Annotated in this window: 14 protein-coding genes and 1 other RNA gene; 4 read left to right on the top strand and 11 right to left on the bottom strand. The window is 66.3% G+C overall.

The window, feature by feature from the left end:
* Nucleotides 1-12 precede the first annotated feature (12 nt).
* Nucleotides 13-933: a 50S ribosomal protein L11 methyltransferase gene (prmA, locus tag ASF90_RS17420; protein ID WP_055853166.1), complete on the bottom strand. Its 921-nt coding sequence runs from the start codon at nucleotides 931-933 to the stop codon at nucleotides 13-15.
* Between the two features lie 1,087 nt (nucleotides 934-2,020).
* Here prmA and ASF90_RS17410 point away from each other — a divergent pair.
* Both ASF90_RS17410 and ASF90_RS17405 read left to right on the top strand, forming a co-directional pair.
* Nucleotides 2,021-2,947, top strand: a complete 927-nt coding sequence (locus tag ASF90_RS17410) for a hypothetical protein (protein ID WP_055853162.1) — start codon at nucleotides 2,021-2,023, stop codon at nucleotides 2,945-2,947.
* Nucleotides 2,944-3,309 carry a hypothetical protein gene (locus ASF90_RS17405; RefSeq protein ID WP_055853160.1) on the top strand — a complete coding sequence of 122 codons (366 nt, stop codon included), beginning with the start codon at nucleotides 2,944-2,946 and terminating at the stop codon, nucleotides 3,307-3,309. The genes ASF90_RS17410 and ASF90_RS17405 overlap by 4 nt, the downstream gene beginning before the upstream one ends.
* A 315-nt stretch (nucleotides 3,310-3,624) precedes the next feature.
* Here ASF90_RS17405 and accC read toward each other — a convergent pair whose 3' ends face one another.
* The 7 genes from accC to ASF90_RS17370 all read right to left on the bottom strand — a co-directional run bounded on the left by accC (nucleotide 3,625) and on the right by ASF90_RS17370 (nucleotide 8,650).
* On the bottom strand, nucleotides 3,625-4,992 hold the full coding sequence (accC, locus tag ASF90_RS17400; RefSeq protein ID WP_055853158.1) for an acetyl-CoA carboxylase biotin carboxylase subunit: 1,368 nt from the start codon (nucleotides 4,990-4,992) through the stop codon (nucleotides 3,625-3,627).
* Nucleotides 4,993-5,034: 42 nt separating this feature from the next.
* Nucleotides 5,035-5,364, bottom strand: coding sequence for a four helix bundle protein (locus tag ASF90_RS17395; protein WP_236699304.1), 330 nt, complete (start codon nucleotides 5,362-5,364; stop codon nucleotides 5,035-5,037).
* 77 nt (nucleotides 5,365-5,441) lie between these two features.
* Nucleotides 5,442-5,924 carry an acetyl-CoA carboxylase biotin carboxyl carrier protein gene (gene accB / locus ASF90_RS17390; protein WP_055853153.1) on the bottom strand — a complete coding sequence of 161 codons (483 nt, stop codon included), beginning with the start codon at nucleotides 5,922-5,924 and terminating at the stop codon, nucleotides 5,442-5,444.
* 98 nt (nucleotides 5,925-6,022) lie between these two features.
* Nucleotides 6,023-6,469: a type II 3-dehydroquinate dehydratase gene (gene aroQ / locus ASF90_RS17385; RefSeq protein WP_055853151.1), complete on the bottom strand. Its 447-nt coding sequence runs from the start codon at nucleotides 6,467-6,469 to the stop codon at nucleotides 6,023-6,025.
* Nucleotides 6,470-6,536: 67 nt separating this feature from the next.
* Nucleotides 6,537-6,869 carry a hypothetical protein gene (locus ASF90_RS24340; RefSeq protein WP_153066526.1) on the bottom strand — a complete coding sequence of 111 codons (333 nt, stop codon included), beginning with the start codon at nucleotides 6,867-6,869 and terminating at the stop codon, nucleotides 6,537-6,539.
* Between the two features lie 161 nt (nucleotides 6,870-7,030).
* Entirely contained in the window at nucleotides 7,031-7,489 is a 459-nt protein-coding gene (locus tag ASF90_RS17375; RefSeq protein WP_055853148.1) for a GFA family protein, read from the bottom strand.
* Between the two features lie 348 nt (nucleotides 7,490-7,837).
* Nucleotides 7,838-8,650, bottom strand: coding sequence for an oxidoreductase (locus ASF90_RS17370; protein ID WP_055853145.1), 813 nt, complete (start codon nucleotides 8,648-8,650; stop codon nucleotides 7,838-7,840).
* A gap of 216 nt (nucleotides 8,651-8,866) precedes the next feature.
* Between ASF90_RS17370 and ASF90_RS17365 the strand changes: the two genes are divergently transcribed.
* Nucleotides 8,867-9,442, top strand: coding sequence for a TetR family transcriptional regulator (locus ASF90_RS17365; protein WP_055853142.1), 576 nt, complete (start codon nucleotides 8,867-8,869; stop codon nucleotides 9,440-9,442).
* A 79-nt stretch (nucleotides 9,443-9,521) separates the two neighbouring features.
* Here ASF90_RS17365 and ASF90_RS17360 read toward each other — a convergent pair whose 3' ends face one another.
* Together ASF90_RS17360 and cutA are read right to left on the bottom strand one after the other, a co-directional pair.
* A complete protein-coding gene (locus ASF90_RS17360; protein WP_055853139.1) occupies nucleotides 9,522-11,846 on the bottom strand; it encodes a protein-disulfide reductase DsbD in 2,325 nt (774 codons plus the stop codon).
* A 5-nt stretch (nucleotides 11,847-11,851) separates the two neighbouring features.
* Nucleotides 11,852-12,184 carry a divalent-cation tolerance protein CutA gene (cutA, locus tag ASF90_RS17355; RefSeq protein ID WP_055853136.1) on the bottom strand — a complete coding sequence of 111 codons (333 nt, stop codon included), beginning with the start codon at nucleotides 12,182-12,184 and terminating at the stop codon, nucleotides 11,852-11,854.
* A 356-nt stretch (nucleotides 12,185-12,540) separates the two neighbouring features.
* Here cutA and ASF90_RS22805 point away from each other — a divergent pair.
* Nucleotides 12,541-12,617, top strand: a non-coding RNA gene (locus ASF90_RS22805) — sX9 sRNA.
* Nucleotides 12,618-12,976: 359 nt separating this feature from the next.
* Here ASF90_RS22805 and ASF90_RS17350 read toward each other — a convergent pair.
* Complete coding sequence (locus tag ASF90_RS17350; protein WP_055853133.1) at nucleotides 12,977-14,752, bottom strand: endonuclease; 1,776 nt, start codon at nucleotides 14,750-14,752, stop codon at nucleotides 12,977-12,979.
* Between the last annotated feature and the right edge of the window lie 404 nt (nucleotides 14,753-15,156).

Below are 15,156 nucleotides of genomic sequence, written 5' to 3'. Positions count from 1 at the left end.
GCCGGCCCAGGATCAGCTGCGGCGAACGCCGTCGATGCGCATCCAGTCTTCGTCGCGTTCGCAGCGCAGCTGATCGAACCACGGTGCATAGCGCTGCAGCAGGTCGTCTTCCTGACCGTGCAGGATGCCCGACAGGGCAATGCGGCCACCCGGCGCCACGCGCGCGGCCAGGGTGTCGGCCAGCGCATCCAGCGCCGAGGCCAGGATGTTGGCGACCACCACCGGATAGGTCTGCACCGGCTCGTCCTGGGGCAAATACACCGCCAGCTGCGCGGCCACGGCGTTGCGTTCGGCATTGTCGGCCGTTGCCAGCAGCGCCTGCGGGTCGTTGTCCACCCCCACGGCGCTGGTGGCACCCAGTTTCAGCGCGGCGACCGCCAGAATCCCCGAGCCGCAGCCGAAGTCGAGCACGCCGCGCCCCTGCAGCTCGCCGCTGCCGGCCAGGCTATCCAGCCAGCGCAGGCACAGCGCGGTGGTCTGATGCGTGCCCGACCCGAACGCCAGGCCCGGATCCAGCCGCACCACGGCGGCCTCCGCTGTGTCGGCCGCCTCGGGCAGGTCGTGATTCCACGGCACGATGAAGGTGCGCGCACCGAACTGCATCGGCTTGAACAGATCCATCCACGCGCGTTCCCAGTCGCTGTCTCCGACCATGCGCAGCGCCACCTGGCTCCAGTCCAGCTCCGGGTCGAACGCTTCCAGCGCCGCAAGCACCTCCAGCGCGTCGCTCTCGCCATCGAACAGCGCAGTCAGCACCAGCGCATTCCAGAGCGGCATCTCGCCCACGCCGGGCTCCAGGATGGCGCGCTCGTTGCTGGTATCGGCATCGGCATCGAGCAGGGTCACCGCCAGCGCGCCGACTTCCTCCAGCGCGGTCTGGAAGCGGGGCTGGGTGGTATCGGAGCAGGGCAGGGTCAGTTCAAGAAACGGCATCGTGGCAGTCGGCAATCATCAAGGCGTGCATCGTAGACGATTCGTGCCGGCGGGCTGACACGTTGCCCCAGGCGGGGCGCACGGTTTGGTGGAGGATGGCGGCACCGGAATCGAGCAGCGATGCGCAAGATCGGCCAATCAACGCCAGCGACCGATCTGCGTTGCTGTGTGCATTAGATGGCAATGTGTGCCGGAGGGTGCTACACGCACATCGCAACCACGCTGCGCTCGGCTCGCGATCCGGGCAGTGGTGTGTCGGCCGCGCAAGCGTCATGCATCGACAACGCACCAAGCCGGCGCCAAGCACCCAGTACGCCACATCGCGCGTCAGCCATTCCGTCTGTCAGACCGATCCGGCTAGCGCGCCGGCATCGCGATGTATCCAAAGGCGAGACGCGCTAGACCCGGCATCTGGATCGCGATGCGACCAGATGCACGTAGCGCGAGCAACAGGCATATCGCGATGAGCGCGCTCTCGCGCCGGATACCAGCGCATTCCGTCTATCAGGTAGAAACCCACGAGCGTGCCGGTACCGTGATGTATCCACAGGCGAGACGCGTGCTGGATGCGGTATCCGGATCGCGATGCGACCACACACACTCAGCGCGAGCAGCATGCACATTGGGATGAGCGCGCTCGCTCACCGGCTGCCACGCATTCCGTTTGTCAGTTAGAAACCTGCGAGTGCGCCGGTATCGCGACGTGTCTACATGCAATACGCACCTGCACCTGCACCTGCACCTGCACCTGCACCAGGAGCGCGATGCGGCCAGACATCCGCGGCGCGCACGCAACAGGCGCATCGTGCGAAGAGCGCCAAGAAGTGCAGCGAGTGGCTGACAGGCGGATCTGGGCGCTGCGCATAAACAGGTGTGTACGCGTGCTGCCTGCCGCACCCAGCACCGGCCGCGCCCGTTTGGTGGTTCCGTAGTCGTTGTCATCGGTCGCGCTCGCCATCACTGCAGGTACTGCCAATCAGTACCGCACGCGCTGGCAGCGCCCGCTTGGCGGCCGCTGCCGGCACAGCCGGGTGCTAGACTCCGCGCCGTTGCTGCGGGCGTCTTCCGCAGCTGGGTTGCCGCTGTCATGCCGCTTGTTCGTGCCCGCCATCTCTGGCTGTTGCTCGCTCCCGTCGCGCTCGCGGCGGCAGCCTGGTGGCAGCTGCGCGCGCAATCGGTAGCGGTCGTCACTGCCGTGCCCGCCGCCAGCGCCACTTCCGCGCGCGCGGCTGTTGCAACGCCAGCGCGCCACACCTCTTCCGAACGCGGCAACGCGCTGCATCTGCCGTATCGCGATGCGGTGGATGCGCAGCCGGATCTGTATCGCTACGCGCAGCAGTTGCAGCAGAAGGTGCGCGCCGGCGATGCGCAGGCCGGCTGGCGCCTGAGCCGGGTCTACGATTACTGCGCGCCGTATGCAGACAGCCCGGCCGGCTACGCCGCCGACAGCGACTGGATCGCCGCGCACCAGACGCCTGGCGTGGCCGCGATGCACGCTGCGCGCGATCGGGTGGCGCAGCGCTGTGCCGGCTTCGCTCCCAGCGATGGGCTGAGCCCGCGCCTGGTTGCGCAACAACGGCTGCGCGCCGCGCGCGGCGGCAGCCTGGCCGCCGAAGCCGCGTTGCTGGCCCTGGGCGAACCGCTGCAGGCAACCCCCACCTACAAGCGCGCTCTGGTGCAGCGCGTGCTGGCCTCGCGTGACCCGGAGGCCTATCTGGCGTTGGCGCCTGCGATGGGCGCGCGTGCCAGCGGCGATGACAGTCTGGAAGGGTATGTGGCCGGCGATCAGTTCGCCGAACTCGCCTGGCAGGTGGCCGCGTGCCGCCTGGGTCTGGACTGCAGTGCCGACAGCACGCTGGTTACCAGTTATTGCGCCAACGCGGGCATCTGCTCGCGCGATAGCGCACAGGATTTTGTGTCGTTCGTATTCGACGCCGCGGTGCCGCGGCAGGGAGCAGACAGGGTGGATGAGATGGTCGATACATTGGTGTCCGATCCGGGAGCGCAGTCATGAATTACCGTCGGTTGGCGCATGGCGCCAAGTTCTGGTTCTGGGTGGCGTTATTCGTGGCGTACTCGGCCGCAGCGGTGGGCATCGTGATGATCGATACCGCCGATCACCGCTACCAGCCGCTGTCGATCAAATCGACCACGGTCGGCGCCGACGAGCAGCAGCGACAGCATGGCGCCAGCCAGGTGGCCGCGGTATATCGCGCCAGCAGCGCGATGCCGTTCTCCACCTTGTCGGCCGGCTCGATGTTTCAGGTGGTCTGGCCGGATGGCTCCACCGAAACCATGATGGTGGTCGACCCGGCATCGTCCAGCGGCATCGTGCCGGTACCGGGCAGCCAGCAGGCGCCTGCGCCGCGGCGTTGAATGGCGTGTCGCATCGCGCCCCGATGCGAGCGTGATGCGCATCCGCGCGGACGACTGAAGGTCTGCGCAGCGAATCCGGTGGCACCCCGGATCCCGTAGGAGCGCACCCGGGCGGACGAGGTTCCACCGATAAAGAGCGGTCGCGCCCGGGTGCGCTCCTACGCAGCGGGCGGCTGGCCGTGTGGTTTTGCCGGTGAGCGCTGTCGTCGAGCTGCGTGACTGGCCTGCGCGATGCACTGCCGGCGCGATGTACTGGGATCCAACGCAACAAGCCCGGTTTCCCGGGCTTGTTGCGTGGTGCAATGGCCAGTGCGATCAGGTCAGTGCAATCGACTTGTTCTTGCGCTCGGCCAGGCGTTTTTCCAGGTAGTGGATGTTCTGCCCACCGGCCTGGAAGCCCTTGTCGCGCATGATGCGCTGCTGCAACGGGATGTTGGTCTTGATGCCGTCCACCACCATCTCGCTCAACGCCACGCGCATGCGCGCGATCGCGGTCTCGCGGTCGGGCCCGTGCACGATCAACTTGCCGATCATCGAGTCGTAGTTCGGCGGCACCTTGTAGCCGGCATAGATGTGCGTATCCACGCGCACACCCGGGCCACCGGGCGGATGGAAGGCGGTGATCAGGCCCGGATTGGGCATGAAGGTTTCCGGGTCTTCGGCATTGATGCGGCACTCGATCGCATGCCCGCGCAGCACAATGTCGCTCTGCTTGATGCTGAGCTTGTGGCCGGCGGCGATACGCAGCTGCTCGCACACCAGATCGATGCCGGTGATGCGCTCGGTGACCGGGTGCTCCACCTGGATACGGGTGTTCATTTCGATGAAGTAGAAACGCCCGCCTTCGAACAGGAATTCGAAGGTGCCCGCACCGCGATAACCGATGCGGATGCAGGCATCCACGCAGACCTTGCCGATTTCAGCGCGCAGTTCTTCGGTGATGCCCGGTGCCGGCGCTTCTTCCACCACTTTCTGATGGCGGCGCTGCATCGAACAATCGCGTTCACCCAGATGGATCGCACCGCCCTGGCCATCGGCGAGCACCTGGATTTCCACGTGACGCGGATTTTCCAGGAACTTCTCCATGTACACCTGATCGTTGCTGAAAGCGGCCTTGGCTTCGGACTTGGTGGTTTCGATCGCAGCCTTCAACGCCGCTTCCGAATGCACCACGCGCATGCCGCGTCCACCGCCGCCACCGGCGGCCTTGATGATCACCGGGTAGCCGATCTCGCGCGCTACCTTGGTGTTGGCGACGATGTCATCGCCCAACGGGCCGCCCGAGCCGGGCACGCACGGCACGCCGGCGGCCTTCATCGCACGGATCGCTTCCACCTTGTCGCCCATCAGGCGAATGGTGTCGGCCCTGGGGCCGATGAAGATGAAACCGGATTCTTCTACGCGCTCGGCAAAATCGGCGTTTTCCGACAGAAAACCGTAGCCGGGATGGATGGCCTGCGCATCGGTCACCTCGGCCGCAGCGATCAACGCCGGGATATTGAGGTAACTGTCGCTGGAGGCGGCTGGGCCGATACACACCGACTCATCGGCCATGGCCACGTGCTTGAGGTTGCGGTCGACCGTGGAATGCACCGCGACCGTGCGGATGCCGAGCGTATGGCACGCGCGCAGGATGCGCAGCGCGATTTCGCCTCGGTTGGCAATGACGACTTTATCTAGCATGGGAATAGGGAGTCGGGAATGGGGAATGGGTAGATGCGGGCATCATGGTGCGGCTCCACGTCTGCGTAAGGCATTCATCAATGCGGTGAGCTTGGCGAAGACCTGGTCGACCTGCTGGCTGACGATGTCTTCGTCTTCGGTGTTGCTATAGCCCAGTCGTCCGGCGATCTGGACCTGTGTATCCAGTTCGGAGAGCGAGCCGCGCGCAATCGAGAGAAACCGCGCGTAATCGGGGGTGGAGCGTCTCGCCGCACCTTCGGCGATATTTGACGGAACGCTGACGGCTGCACGGCGCAATTGCGCTATCAGGCCGTAGCGTTCCTGTTCGGGAAAGAACTCGGTGAACCGATAGATCATTTCGACAAGCTCCATGGAATCGCGCCACGCCTCAAGACGTTCATGAGGCCGCTTTGCCGATTCCCGATTCTCCACTCCCGATTCCCGGCCGCTCAGCCAATCACAAACAACGGCTGATCGAATTCCACCGGCTGACCGGTTTCGCCGAGGATGGCGACGATGGTGCCGGAGACGTCGGCTTCGATCGGGTTGAACATCTTCATCGCCTCGATGATCGCCAGGGTGTCGCCGGCCTTGACGGCCTGGCCCACGGTGACGAACACCGGCTTGTCGGGGGAGGGCGAGGTGTAGAACGTACCGACCATCGGCGCGCGCAACACATGGCCTTCCGGCAACGCGGCAGCCTGCTTGGCCCCCCCGGTGGAGGCCTCGGTGGGCGACTGCATCGCCATGGAGGCCGCTTGCGGCGGCGCGGCGGGGGCCGGTGCGTACTGCTGCATCGGCGCGCTCACCACCTGGGTGCCCTTGGGCACACGCGCCAGACGCACGCTTTCTTCGCCTTCCTTGATCTCGATTTCGGCGAGATTGGATTCTTCGAGCAGGTCGATCAGTTTCTTGATTTTGCGGAGATCCATAAGGGCCTCTTGAGGTGAATCGGTGGAGAGTGTCGGCGGGGTGCCGGCGGAATGGGGTCAGACCGTCGGCGTGGGCGCCGTGGTCGTTGCTGCAGGTGTCATGCGTCGCGCTCCAGGCGCGCGATCGCCGCTTCCAGCGCCAACCGGTAGCTGTCTGCGCCGAAGCCGCAGATCACGCCGTCGGCCTTGTCGCTGAGATAGCTGTGGTGGCGAAATGGCTCGCGCGCATGCGGATTGGACAGATGGATCTCCACGAACGGCAGGCCCACGCCCAGCAGCGCGTCGCGCAGCGCCACCGAGGTGTGGGTGAAGGCGGCCGGGTTGATCAGGATGTAGGCGGTGCCGTCCTCGCGGGCGGCGTGAATGCGCTCCACCAGCACATGCTCGGCGTTGGACTGCAGGCAGGCCAACGTGTGTCCGGCTGCCTGTGCGCGGTCCACCAGGGCTGCATCGATCTGCGCCAGCGTGGTGCGCCCGTAGACCTCCGGCTCGCGGGTACCGAGCAGGTTGAGGTTGGGGCCGTGCAGCAGCAGCAGGTGGGCCATGAGATCCAGCAGAGCGGAAAGGCCGGAAGTCTGCGCGATGTGGGCGATGCTGTCCAGATAGCAGAAGTTATGCGTGTTTTAAACGGTTGATTGAAATTTCGGGGTCATGTGCACTGAGCGGAGTATGCGCAGCCTTGTGCGGCGGACTTTTGGCGCTCGGCACCTGATTGGCGCCGGCCGGCTGCTGCTGCGGAGCAGGTGGCCGCATCGCTGGCGGCGCGTTCAGCTTGATCCGCCAGACATCGACGCTGCCGCTGCCGGGAAGATAGCGGGCGCTCATGGCCGTTAGCACGCCGATCCCGGTGGTGCCCAATCCCTGCGGGTGTCTTCCGTGCTGCTGTTTAACAGGGTCGGCGTGGATGCTCTGGTGACGTTCGGCTGCATCCAGGTGCGTTGCCACTGGTCGATGATCGAACGCGTTGCACCGGTCCTTACGGCTGACGGATCAGGCAGCCGTTCAAGCCGGCGCGATGGGGCCCATGTCCGGCCGAAATGTGGGCTTTCCACCCCTGGCACCCGCATCGGCTGACCGGTCGTAGCCCGGTGCATCGCAGGCGTGCATCACAGGCCCATGATCGCTCTGGAAATCGCCAACTGGCTCGGCCAGTAGTGCGAATGCTTTGGAAGGCCATCGGCCACGTCGCGCACGCGTCGGTTGTAGAACGCGTGCAATCGCACTGCCGGCAGCAGCGGTGTTTGGGCGAAGTTCTTCGACGGAATGAAGACCAGTTTCAACGGACCTGCGCCCATGGTTTCCATCGCCGCTTTGCCGCAGTTCGGGCAGCGATTGCGGGTGAGGTTGGGCGGAAGCCGGTACTTCTTGCCGACTAGTTCTGAGCTCGCTTTCAGCGTGATCTGATGAGCCCACATCACCGACACGTCGGAGAACGCCTCGCCGGTGAAATCCTGGCAGAACAAGCAGTGGCAAATGAAGCGTGTGTGCGGTGCCTTGCTGGTTTCGAACGAGAAGTTGCCGCATTCGCAGCGGCCGTGCAGATGCGGTTGGGTGTGTCGGCTCATGTGCGTTCTATCCGAATGAAGTGGAAGACAACAGGGATGCGACCGCAGGGGCGCAGGGTGGATGTAGCGGCCGCCCTGTCCTGGACAAAAGGACAGCGGCGTGTGGTGCGTGCGCGCGCAGATGCCGTTGGCGCGACAGCATGCCGACTGCCCTGCGGGCGGCGGTGGATCAGTCGTCTCCGGCGCCGGCAATCGGCGCTGGCACTTCGCGGAAATTCAGCACATCGGCATTGCCGGTGCGGTCGATCTGTATCGCTTTCATCGAGGTGCACTCAGCAGATCGGTGCATGACGCGGGTGTCCGGCTGCGGGCACCCGCGCGTGTCGGCTTTGCGCTTCGGTTTTGCGCTTAGGCAGGAAACTCGTTGAACTTGCGCAGCGTGCTGTCGACCATCCGCTCGGGCATGAAGCGGCGCAGCGTACTTACCTGCGTGGATTGCTTGCCGGCCGAGTAGCGCAGTTTCGGTTTGGTCGCCGTGGCGGCCTTGACCACGGTGTCGGCCACGACCTGCGGCAGATCGCCCGATTCCACCCACTTGCGCATCAGCGTTTCGCTGCGCGCGCGCTCGGTGGCGTACACCGGCAGCGGCTGGTCGGCGCGGGTCAGGTTTTCTTCGAACGCGGTGCGGGTCACGCCGGGCTCCACGAGCAGGGCGCGGATACCCAAGGCGCGCACTTCGTGATCGAGCGATTCGGTATAGCCCTCGATGGCGTGCTTGGTCGACGCGTAGTAGGCGTTGAACGGCGAGGGGATCAGGCCAAGGATCGAGCTCATATTGATGATGCGGCCGCTGCGCTGCGCACGCATGATCGGCAGCACCGCATTGACCACACGGGCAACGCCGAACACGTTGACGTCGAACAGGCGCTGCGCCTGGGCAATGGATGAATCTTCCGCGGCGCCGATCAGGCCGATGCCGGCATTGTTGACCACCAGATCGAGACGGCCGGCTTGTTTGACGATCTCCTCGATCAGCGTCTGCACCGAGGTCTCGTCGGTGACGTCGCAGACCAACATGGTCACGCCCGGCGTGCTGGTTGCCGGCTTGCGGCTGGTTCCGAAGACGCGGTAACCCGCAGTGACCAGTGCCTTGGCGGTGACTTGGCCGATGCCGGAGGAGGCGCCCGTGACCAGGGCAACTGCATTTTTCGCGTTGTTCATTTGTCGAGTCTCGGATGAGGTGTGGTGGTTCCGGAGCGGCGACGCCAGTCCGGTGAGTGATGTAGGTAAGCGGGTCGCCGCAGGTGATCGGATGAGCCGAAGCACCTCAGTTGGCCTAATGATGTCGATAGTAATCTAAGTTGTCAATAGTTTGATTACGATCAACATCAATGAAATACTGACTGCCCTTGTCGTCCACAGCAGAGACATCCACTCATGAAAGTCACCAAGGCGCAGGCGCAGGAAAATCGCGCCCATATCGTCCAGACCGCCGCCGCGCTGTTCCGGGAGCGGGGCTACGACGGGGTGGGGATTGCCGAACTGATGTCTGCCGCCGGTTTCACCCAGGGCGGGTTCTACAAACACTTCCGTTCCAAGGCCGACCTCATGGCCGAGACGGCGGCCAGCGGCATCGCGCAGCGCCTGGCCAACGACAAACATGCGGATCTGTCGGCGTTCGTCGATTCCTACCTGTCCCGCGACCACCGCGACGATCGCGGCGCGGGTTGCACGATGGCGGCACTGAGCGGTGACGCTGCGCGCCAGGGCGAGGACATCCGGGCAACGTTTGCGCAGGGCATCGAGAACAGCCTGGCGAACTTCGTCGACAGCGAGGCGGGCCCGCAGGGTGCGGGCCAGGCGCGGGAAACGATGCTCGACACATATGCCCGCGTGGTTGGCGCGGTGATGTTGTCGCGCGCGTGTCCGGACGATTCGGCGCTGGCCGAGGAGATCCTGCAGGTCAGCCGCGCGCGCATCCTGGCCGCTCTCGGCACGCAGCAGGAAGGGTGAGCATGGAATCGGCCGACGTGGGCAATGCACCGCTCACGCGGCGCGCATCAAGCGCCTTTTCCGGCGCAGCAGGCTGTTTTCAGCGTGCCGCGCGCAGCAACGCATCCTCGGTGATCGCATTGGTCAGCACCGTGGGCAGGATGGCCGGCGGGGCGCCGGGGCCGTACACCACGTACAGCGGCACGCCGACTGCCTGGTGCTGGTCGAGGAAGGTGCTGATGGCCGGGTCGACATTGGTCCAGTCGCCTTTCATGTAGACCGCATCCACGCGGCGCAGCGCATCGCGGAACTCGGCGCTGCTGAGCACGTTCTTTTCGTTGGCCTTGCAGGTCACGCACCAGTCGGCGGTCATGTTGACGAACACCACCCGGTTGTCGGCGCGCAGACGGTCCAGCAGCTGCGGCGAGAACGCGACCGCGCCTTCGCTGGCAGCGGTGGCGGCCGGCAAACGCAGGCGGGTGACGCCCACCACCGGCACGATGGCCAGCACCAGCATCGCCACCGCCAGGCGCATGCCCGCGCGGTTGCTGTTCCAGCGGCTGCGCTCGAAACACCACAGACCCAGCGCCAGCAGGGTGGCGCCGACCAGCATCAGGGCCAGCGCATCCACGCCGCGCTGTTTGCCCAGCACCCACAGCAGCCAGATCGCGGTGAGATACATCGGGAACGCCAGCACCTGCTTGAGCGTTTCCATCCACGCGCCGGGCGTGGGCAGGCGCCGCGCCAGCGACGGGATGAAGCCGATCAACAGGAACGGCAGCGCCAGGCCCAGGCCCAGCGCCAGAAACACCAGCATCGCCAGCGGCGCAGGCGCGGTGAAGGCATAGGCCAGGGCGGTGCCCATGAACGGGGCGATGCAGGGGCTGGCGACCACACAGGCCAGCACACCGGTGAAGAAATCGCCCAGCGGGCCATTGCGCGCGGCCAGCGACTGGCCGATGCCGCCCAGATTGCTGCCCAGCGTGAACACGCCCGACAGGCTCAGGCCCACCGCAAACATCAGATACGCCAGCGCCGCCACAAACCACGGCTGCTGCAGCTGGAAGCCCCAGCCGGCCGCCTGGCCGGCCGCACGTAGGGCGATCACCAGCCCACCGATGGCGGCGAACGACACCAGCACGCCCAGCGAATACCAGATGGCATGGCTGCGCGCGTGGTTGCGGCTCTCGCCGCTATGCGCCAGGCCCAGCACCTTCAGCGACAGGATTGGCAGCACGCACGGCATCAGGTTCAGCACCAGCCCGCCGAGCAGCGCCAGCGCCAGCATCGCCAGCAGGCCCTTGTCGGTGTGCGGCGGCTGGGTGCGCTGCGGGTTGTCGGCCGCCGCTGTCGGCGCGGGCTGCGTCTTGCCGCCCGATGCCGTTGCCGGGGCGGGCCCGGGCGGCGTTTGCCCGGCGGCCAGCGGCGAGATCATCAGTGGAGCGGCTTGCGCCTGGTTCTGCGGCGACACCGTGCCGGCGGGCAGGTCCAGCGTCACGCGGCGGGTCATCGGCGGGTAGCAAATGCCATCGGTCTGGCAGCCCTGGAAGGTCGCCACCAGGGTCACGCGCGCCGGGTCGGCACGCTCGCGCAGCAGCGGCAAGGTGACTTCGGCCTGGTCGAAATACACCACCACATCGCCGAAGTGTTCATCGCGGTGGGTCTTGCCCTGTGGCCAGCGCGGCAGCCCGGTGCGCACGCCACTGCTGCCTTCCACCGCCAGTGAGGTGCGGTCGCGGTAGAGGTAATAGCCCGGCGCCGGGGTGAAGCGCAGCAGCAGGCTGTTGCCGTCGCCGACGATGGCTTCGAAGGTAAAGGCTTGCTCGGCCGGCAGCGGCAGTGCATCTACGCCGGCAGTCTGGCCGGGCGCCCCGAACAGGCGCGGGCCTGGCGCAGCGCGCGGCACCAGCGCTCCCAGATTCTCGCGTTGCGGCGTGGAAGCGGCTGCACCAGCCGCTTGTGCGCCGGGCAGGGTCACGCGGATCTCGCGCCGTTGCGGCGGGTAGCACACCCCGGCATCGGCGCAGCCCTGGTATTGCACCTGCAGGACCGCGGTTTTCAGTGCCGGATCGGCCTTGCCGGCCAGGGTGGCCTGCAGTTGCTTGCGGTAGGTCTGCACCTGGCCGAAGAACTCGTCGTGCTTGCTCTCGCCTTCCGGCAGGGTCAAGTCGCCCGCAGAAAAGCCTTGCCCGGATTTGACGCTGATGCGGTGCCGGTACAGGTAATAGCCCGGCGCGATTTTCCAGGTCAGGCCGATGCTGTCGCGGCTGTCGGCCTGGGCGCTGAGCACGAAAGCCTGGTTGACCGGCAGCAGGTCGGCCTCGCTGACCGCCTGCGCGGCAGGTGCCACCAGTGCGAGCGAGGCGGCGATGACAGGAGCGGACAGCAGTGCGCAGCGGGCGATCCAGCGGGACAAAGACTTCATGGACGTCAAATTTCCTTGCGGGTGTCGGCCCGGACCCAATCGAGATACGCCGGCAGCCCGGCGCTGGCTTGGACAGCGACCGCCTCCGGCAGTTCATACGGATGCAGTGCCTGCAGCCGCGCGATGGCGTCTGGCAGGCGGTCTTCCCAGGTCTTGATCAGTAGCTGCACTTCGGTGCTGCGCGCGATCGCCCCGTTCCAGCGGTACAACGATTGTGCGCCGGGCAGCTGGGTGACGCAGGCGGCCAGCCGTTCGTCGAGCAAGGCATGCGCGATGCGGTCGGCGCTGTCCGCGTCCGGGCAGGTACTGAACAACAGATGGAGGGAAGAGGCGTTCATTCGGCTCGGCAGTGTAATCCCCTGCCTGCGGGGGATCGACCGCACATTCCGGAACAAGGCGTCAACTTCGCTGGATTGCCGCTGCAGACGGGCGATGCGTTAGCGCCGCCGTGGTCGTTGGGTAACCAAAGCGGCGCGCTGGGCTGCTTTGAGGGCATCGGCATGCGCCGACGAACGCAGTACGCCGGGTGACTCGTCAGCGTCGAATGCTGCGCTGTGCGATGCGTGCCTGGACCGCGCGCCGCGCCAGCACCAGGTTTGCGCAGAGGCAGCAAGGCGACGAACAGCTGATAAACCGATTTTGCTCCCCGCCAAGCGGACGCGGCCGGTGCTTGCTGCTCGCTACGCGGTGCGGTATGGGCCACGCGTGCACTCCGGTTCTGAGCGCGCCGCCCACGCCTGTCTGACCACTGTTCGCTACGTGGTGTTAGCCGCGCTAATCCGCGATCAGCAAGAGAACCCCGCACTAGTAGCAGAGATGGGTTGGAGCGCCCAACGTCCCAGGTCCGGCAGGGCGATGCGCCGGGTCTGCGAGTTGCATGACCGACTGGCGCTAACGCCGGTATTCGCGGCACCTGCGCCATCGGCCAACGTGCAATGCAGGGCGGCAAGGGACGTGCGATTGGCGGGATGCTGCCGGTCGACGATCGCTGGCACTGGCACTGGCACTGGCACTGGCACTGGCACTGGCACTGGCACTGGCACTGGCACAGCGCGCCGTCGCTGTAGGTCTCCGCTGAAAAGCGCTCCAGCCACACCGGCCCGACGCAGCACGCGCCGGGCCGATGGGTCTCAGTTGGCCAGCTGGCAGCTGGCCGGCTTGGCCGAATTGAACAGGCCGGCGGTGGCCCATTCGGGGTGATCGACGAACGGGTTGCGGTTGCCCTGGAAGCTGAAGACCACCTGGTTGCGCGCACGCTCGGCATCGTCCGGCGGGTCGGCCTGGTGCCAGGCCAGCAGTGTCGACAACAGGCCCATGTACGCTGGCGAGGACGAGGTCTGCACGATCCGGCTGCGGTCGTCGGTGAGCTCCAGATCCGGTTCGGACTGGCCGGTGGACGCGTCGGTGCCACCTTCGTAGCGGATCGCCATGTACATCACTGCGCGCGCCATGTCGCCCTTGCGCCGGCCCCACACCTCGAAGGTGCCGCCGTTGCCGTCGGGCGTGCGTACCCAGTTGGAATTGCCCGGATAGCGCCCGCTGCCGCCGCCACTGCCGTCGTTGACCTCGGTCACCCGCTCGCCGCAGCTGCTGGTGCAGGTGGCGTAGGGCTTGTTGCCACGGTTGGCGTTGAAGGTGGTGTCGGTCAGATACAGCATGTGGGTGTCGGTGTAGGGCGCATACGGCAGGCCGCGGTCGCCGGTGGCGCTGCCGAAGCCCAGCGAGTTGGGCCAGGTGTGCTCGCGGTTGTAGGTCAGGCCGCTGCCGGTGCCGGCCCGGTCGCTGACTTTGGCGTAGCTGCGGTTACGGTAGGCGTCCAGGATGCGGCCGCTGTTGTTGGGATCCTCGTCGGCCATCTCCAGGATGGTCCAGGTGCTGGTACCGGTCCCGCTGTAGGGATAGACCGTGTGGCCGCGAATGGTGGCATTGAGCGAGCAGCGCAACTGGCTGGGGCTGGTGGTGTTGACCCGCGAGTAGTAGCCGGTGCCGCCACCGCCGGCCGTCGCCACCGTGAAGGCGATCGACTGATTGGCCGCCGGGCTCAAGCCGCTGGCATCGCGGATGGCGCTGGCGGTGATCGCCAGGCTGCAGCGTTCGCCGCCGACCAAGGCGGTGTTGGTGGACAGGGTGAAGCGGGTGCCGCTGGTCGGGTAGCTCAAGGCCACCGTGCCGGAGCTGGCGCAACTCAGCGCAAAGGCGCCGCTGCTCAGCGTCACCGTCTCGCTGAAGCCCACCGCCAGATCGCCGGCCGCCGGGAAGCCGCTCGCGCCCTGGGTCGGCGTGGTGCTGGTGATCGTCGGTGCGCCGGTGGTGCCGCCACCGCCGCCGCTGCCGTTGAAGGTCTGGCCGCGGTTGCAGGCGCCGAAGGTCTGTGCCGCCGAACCCGCCCAGCTGAAGTTGGCTGCCGCACTGCCGGTGCCGGTGAGTTGCAGCGAACTGCCGACCGCGCTGCTGTTGCTCTCGCTGACCGGCAGGTTCTGGCTGGTGACGCCGGCCGCCGGGCCGCCGCTACCGGTGATGGCGCCTTCGTAGCTGAGGAACTGCACCAGCTGGCCGCTCGGGTCCACCAGCGCCACGCCGTCGTTGGGCCCGTTCTGCACGCCGTTGCTGGCGTAGCTGACGGTGGCAATGCGCACCTGGCTACCGCAACTGACCAGGCTGCCCGCCGGCACCGCCGTGTTGGCGTAGCTCACCGCTGCGCTGGGGGCACTGCCGTTGTACAGATAGATCCGGTAGCCGCTCAGCGACTCGCCGGCGGTGGCCACCACTTCCACGCCTTCGCCGGTATCGCCGGAGGCGCCCGCGTCGTCGTAATGCAGTTCGTTGATGAACACCGCGGCGTGGGCGGTGGGGACGGCCAGGACAATGGTGCAGGCCAGTGGAAGACTACGGAACGGCAACCTCATCGACAGCTCCTTGTGATCGGGGAATGCTGTCCCGACTGTAGAGCCTGTGCATGACAAACGGTGGAACCTGGTTCCATTTTTAGAGCGAGTAGCACCGGCTGCACGCACGGCCGGTGGCTGCAGCCGCTGCCCGGAATCGGCACGTGGCGACAGTCACCGGCGCTCGGTGGCGCTGGGTCGCAACATCCAGCTCCTGCACGCCGCTCACGTTCGCCCCGACGACGGCTTGCTCGGTGTTTTTGCCGCGGTTCGCCCGCCGGATGAGACGGCCGGATGAAAATTTTTTGCCACCAGCCCTTGAAAGCTGCCCGCCCAGCACAATCTCTGGCCCGCACCCGCTCTGTCGGGTTTTTTCCGCGCGCTGTGCTGGCAGTCGTCATATACGAGTGCTAACATCGCCGATA

It is taken from the genome of Xanthomonas sp. Leaf148 (assembly GCF_001423585.1).
In the GTDB taxonomy this organism is placed as follows: Bacteria; Pseudomonadota; Gammaproteobacteria; order Xanthomonadales; family Xanthomonadaceae; genus Xanthomonas.
Note: the sequence above shows the minus strand (reverse complement) of the source record. Positions and strands in the feature narration are given on the sequence as shown.

What these genes read in the sequence shown, in the direction of transcription:
- prmA (WP_055853166.1), bottom strand. Translation starts at nt 933, where the DNA reads ATGCCGTTTCTTGAACTGACCCTGCCCTGCTCCGATACCACCCAGCCC.
- ASF90_RS17410 (WP_055853162.1), top strand. Translation starts at nt 2,021, where the DNA reads ATGCCGCTTGTTCGTGCCCGCCATCTCTGGCTGTTGCTCGCTCCCGTC.
- ASF90_RS17405 (WP_055853160.1), top strand. Translation starts at nt 2,944, where the DNA reads ATGAATTACCGTCGGTTGGCGCATGGCGCCAAGTTCTGGTTCTGGGTG.
- accC (WP_055853158.1), bottom strand. Translation starts at nt 4,992, where the DNA reads ATGCTAGATAAAGTCGTCATTGCCAACCGAGGCGAAATCGCGCTGCGC.
- ASF90_RS17395 (WP_236699304.1), bottom strand. Translation starts at nt 5,364, where the DNA reads ATGGAGCTTGTCGAAATGATCTATCGGTTCACCGAGTTCTTTCCCGAA.
- accB (WP_055853153.1), bottom strand. Translation starts at nt 5,924, where the DNA reads ATGGATCTCCGCAAAATCAAGAAACTGATCGACCTGCTCGAAGAATCC.
- aroQ (WP_055853151.1), bottom strand. Translation starts at nt 6,469, where the DNA reads ATGGCCCACCTGCTGCTGCTGCACGGCCCCAACCTCAACCTGCTCGGT.
- ASF90_RS17375 (WP_055853148.1), bottom strand. Translation starts at nt 7,489, where the DNA reads ATGAGCCGACACACCCAACCGCATCTGCACGGCCGCTGCGAATGCGGC.
- ASF90_RS17370 (WP_055853145.1), bottom strand. Translation starts at nt 8,650, where the DNA reads ATGAACAACGCGAAAAATGCAGTTGCCCTGGTCACGGGCGCCTCCTCC.
- ASF90_RS17365 (WP_055853142.1), top strand. Translation starts at nt 8,867, where the DNA reads ATGAAAGTCACCAAGGCGCAGGCGCAGGAAAATCGCGCCCATATCGTC.
- ASF90_RS17360 (WP_055853139.1), bottom strand. Translation starts at nt 11,846, where the DNA reads ATGAAGTCTTTGTCCCGCTGGATCGCCCGCTGCGCACTGCTGTCCGCT.
- cutA (WP_055853136.1), bottom strand. Translation starts at nt 12,184, where the DNA reads ATGAACGCCTCTTCCCTCCATCTGTTGTTCAGTACCTGCCCGGACGCG.
- ASF90_RS17350 (WP_055853133.1), bottom strand. Translation starts at nt 14,752, where the DNA reads ATGAGGTTGCCGTTCCGTAGTCTTCCACTGGCCTGCACCATTGTCCTG.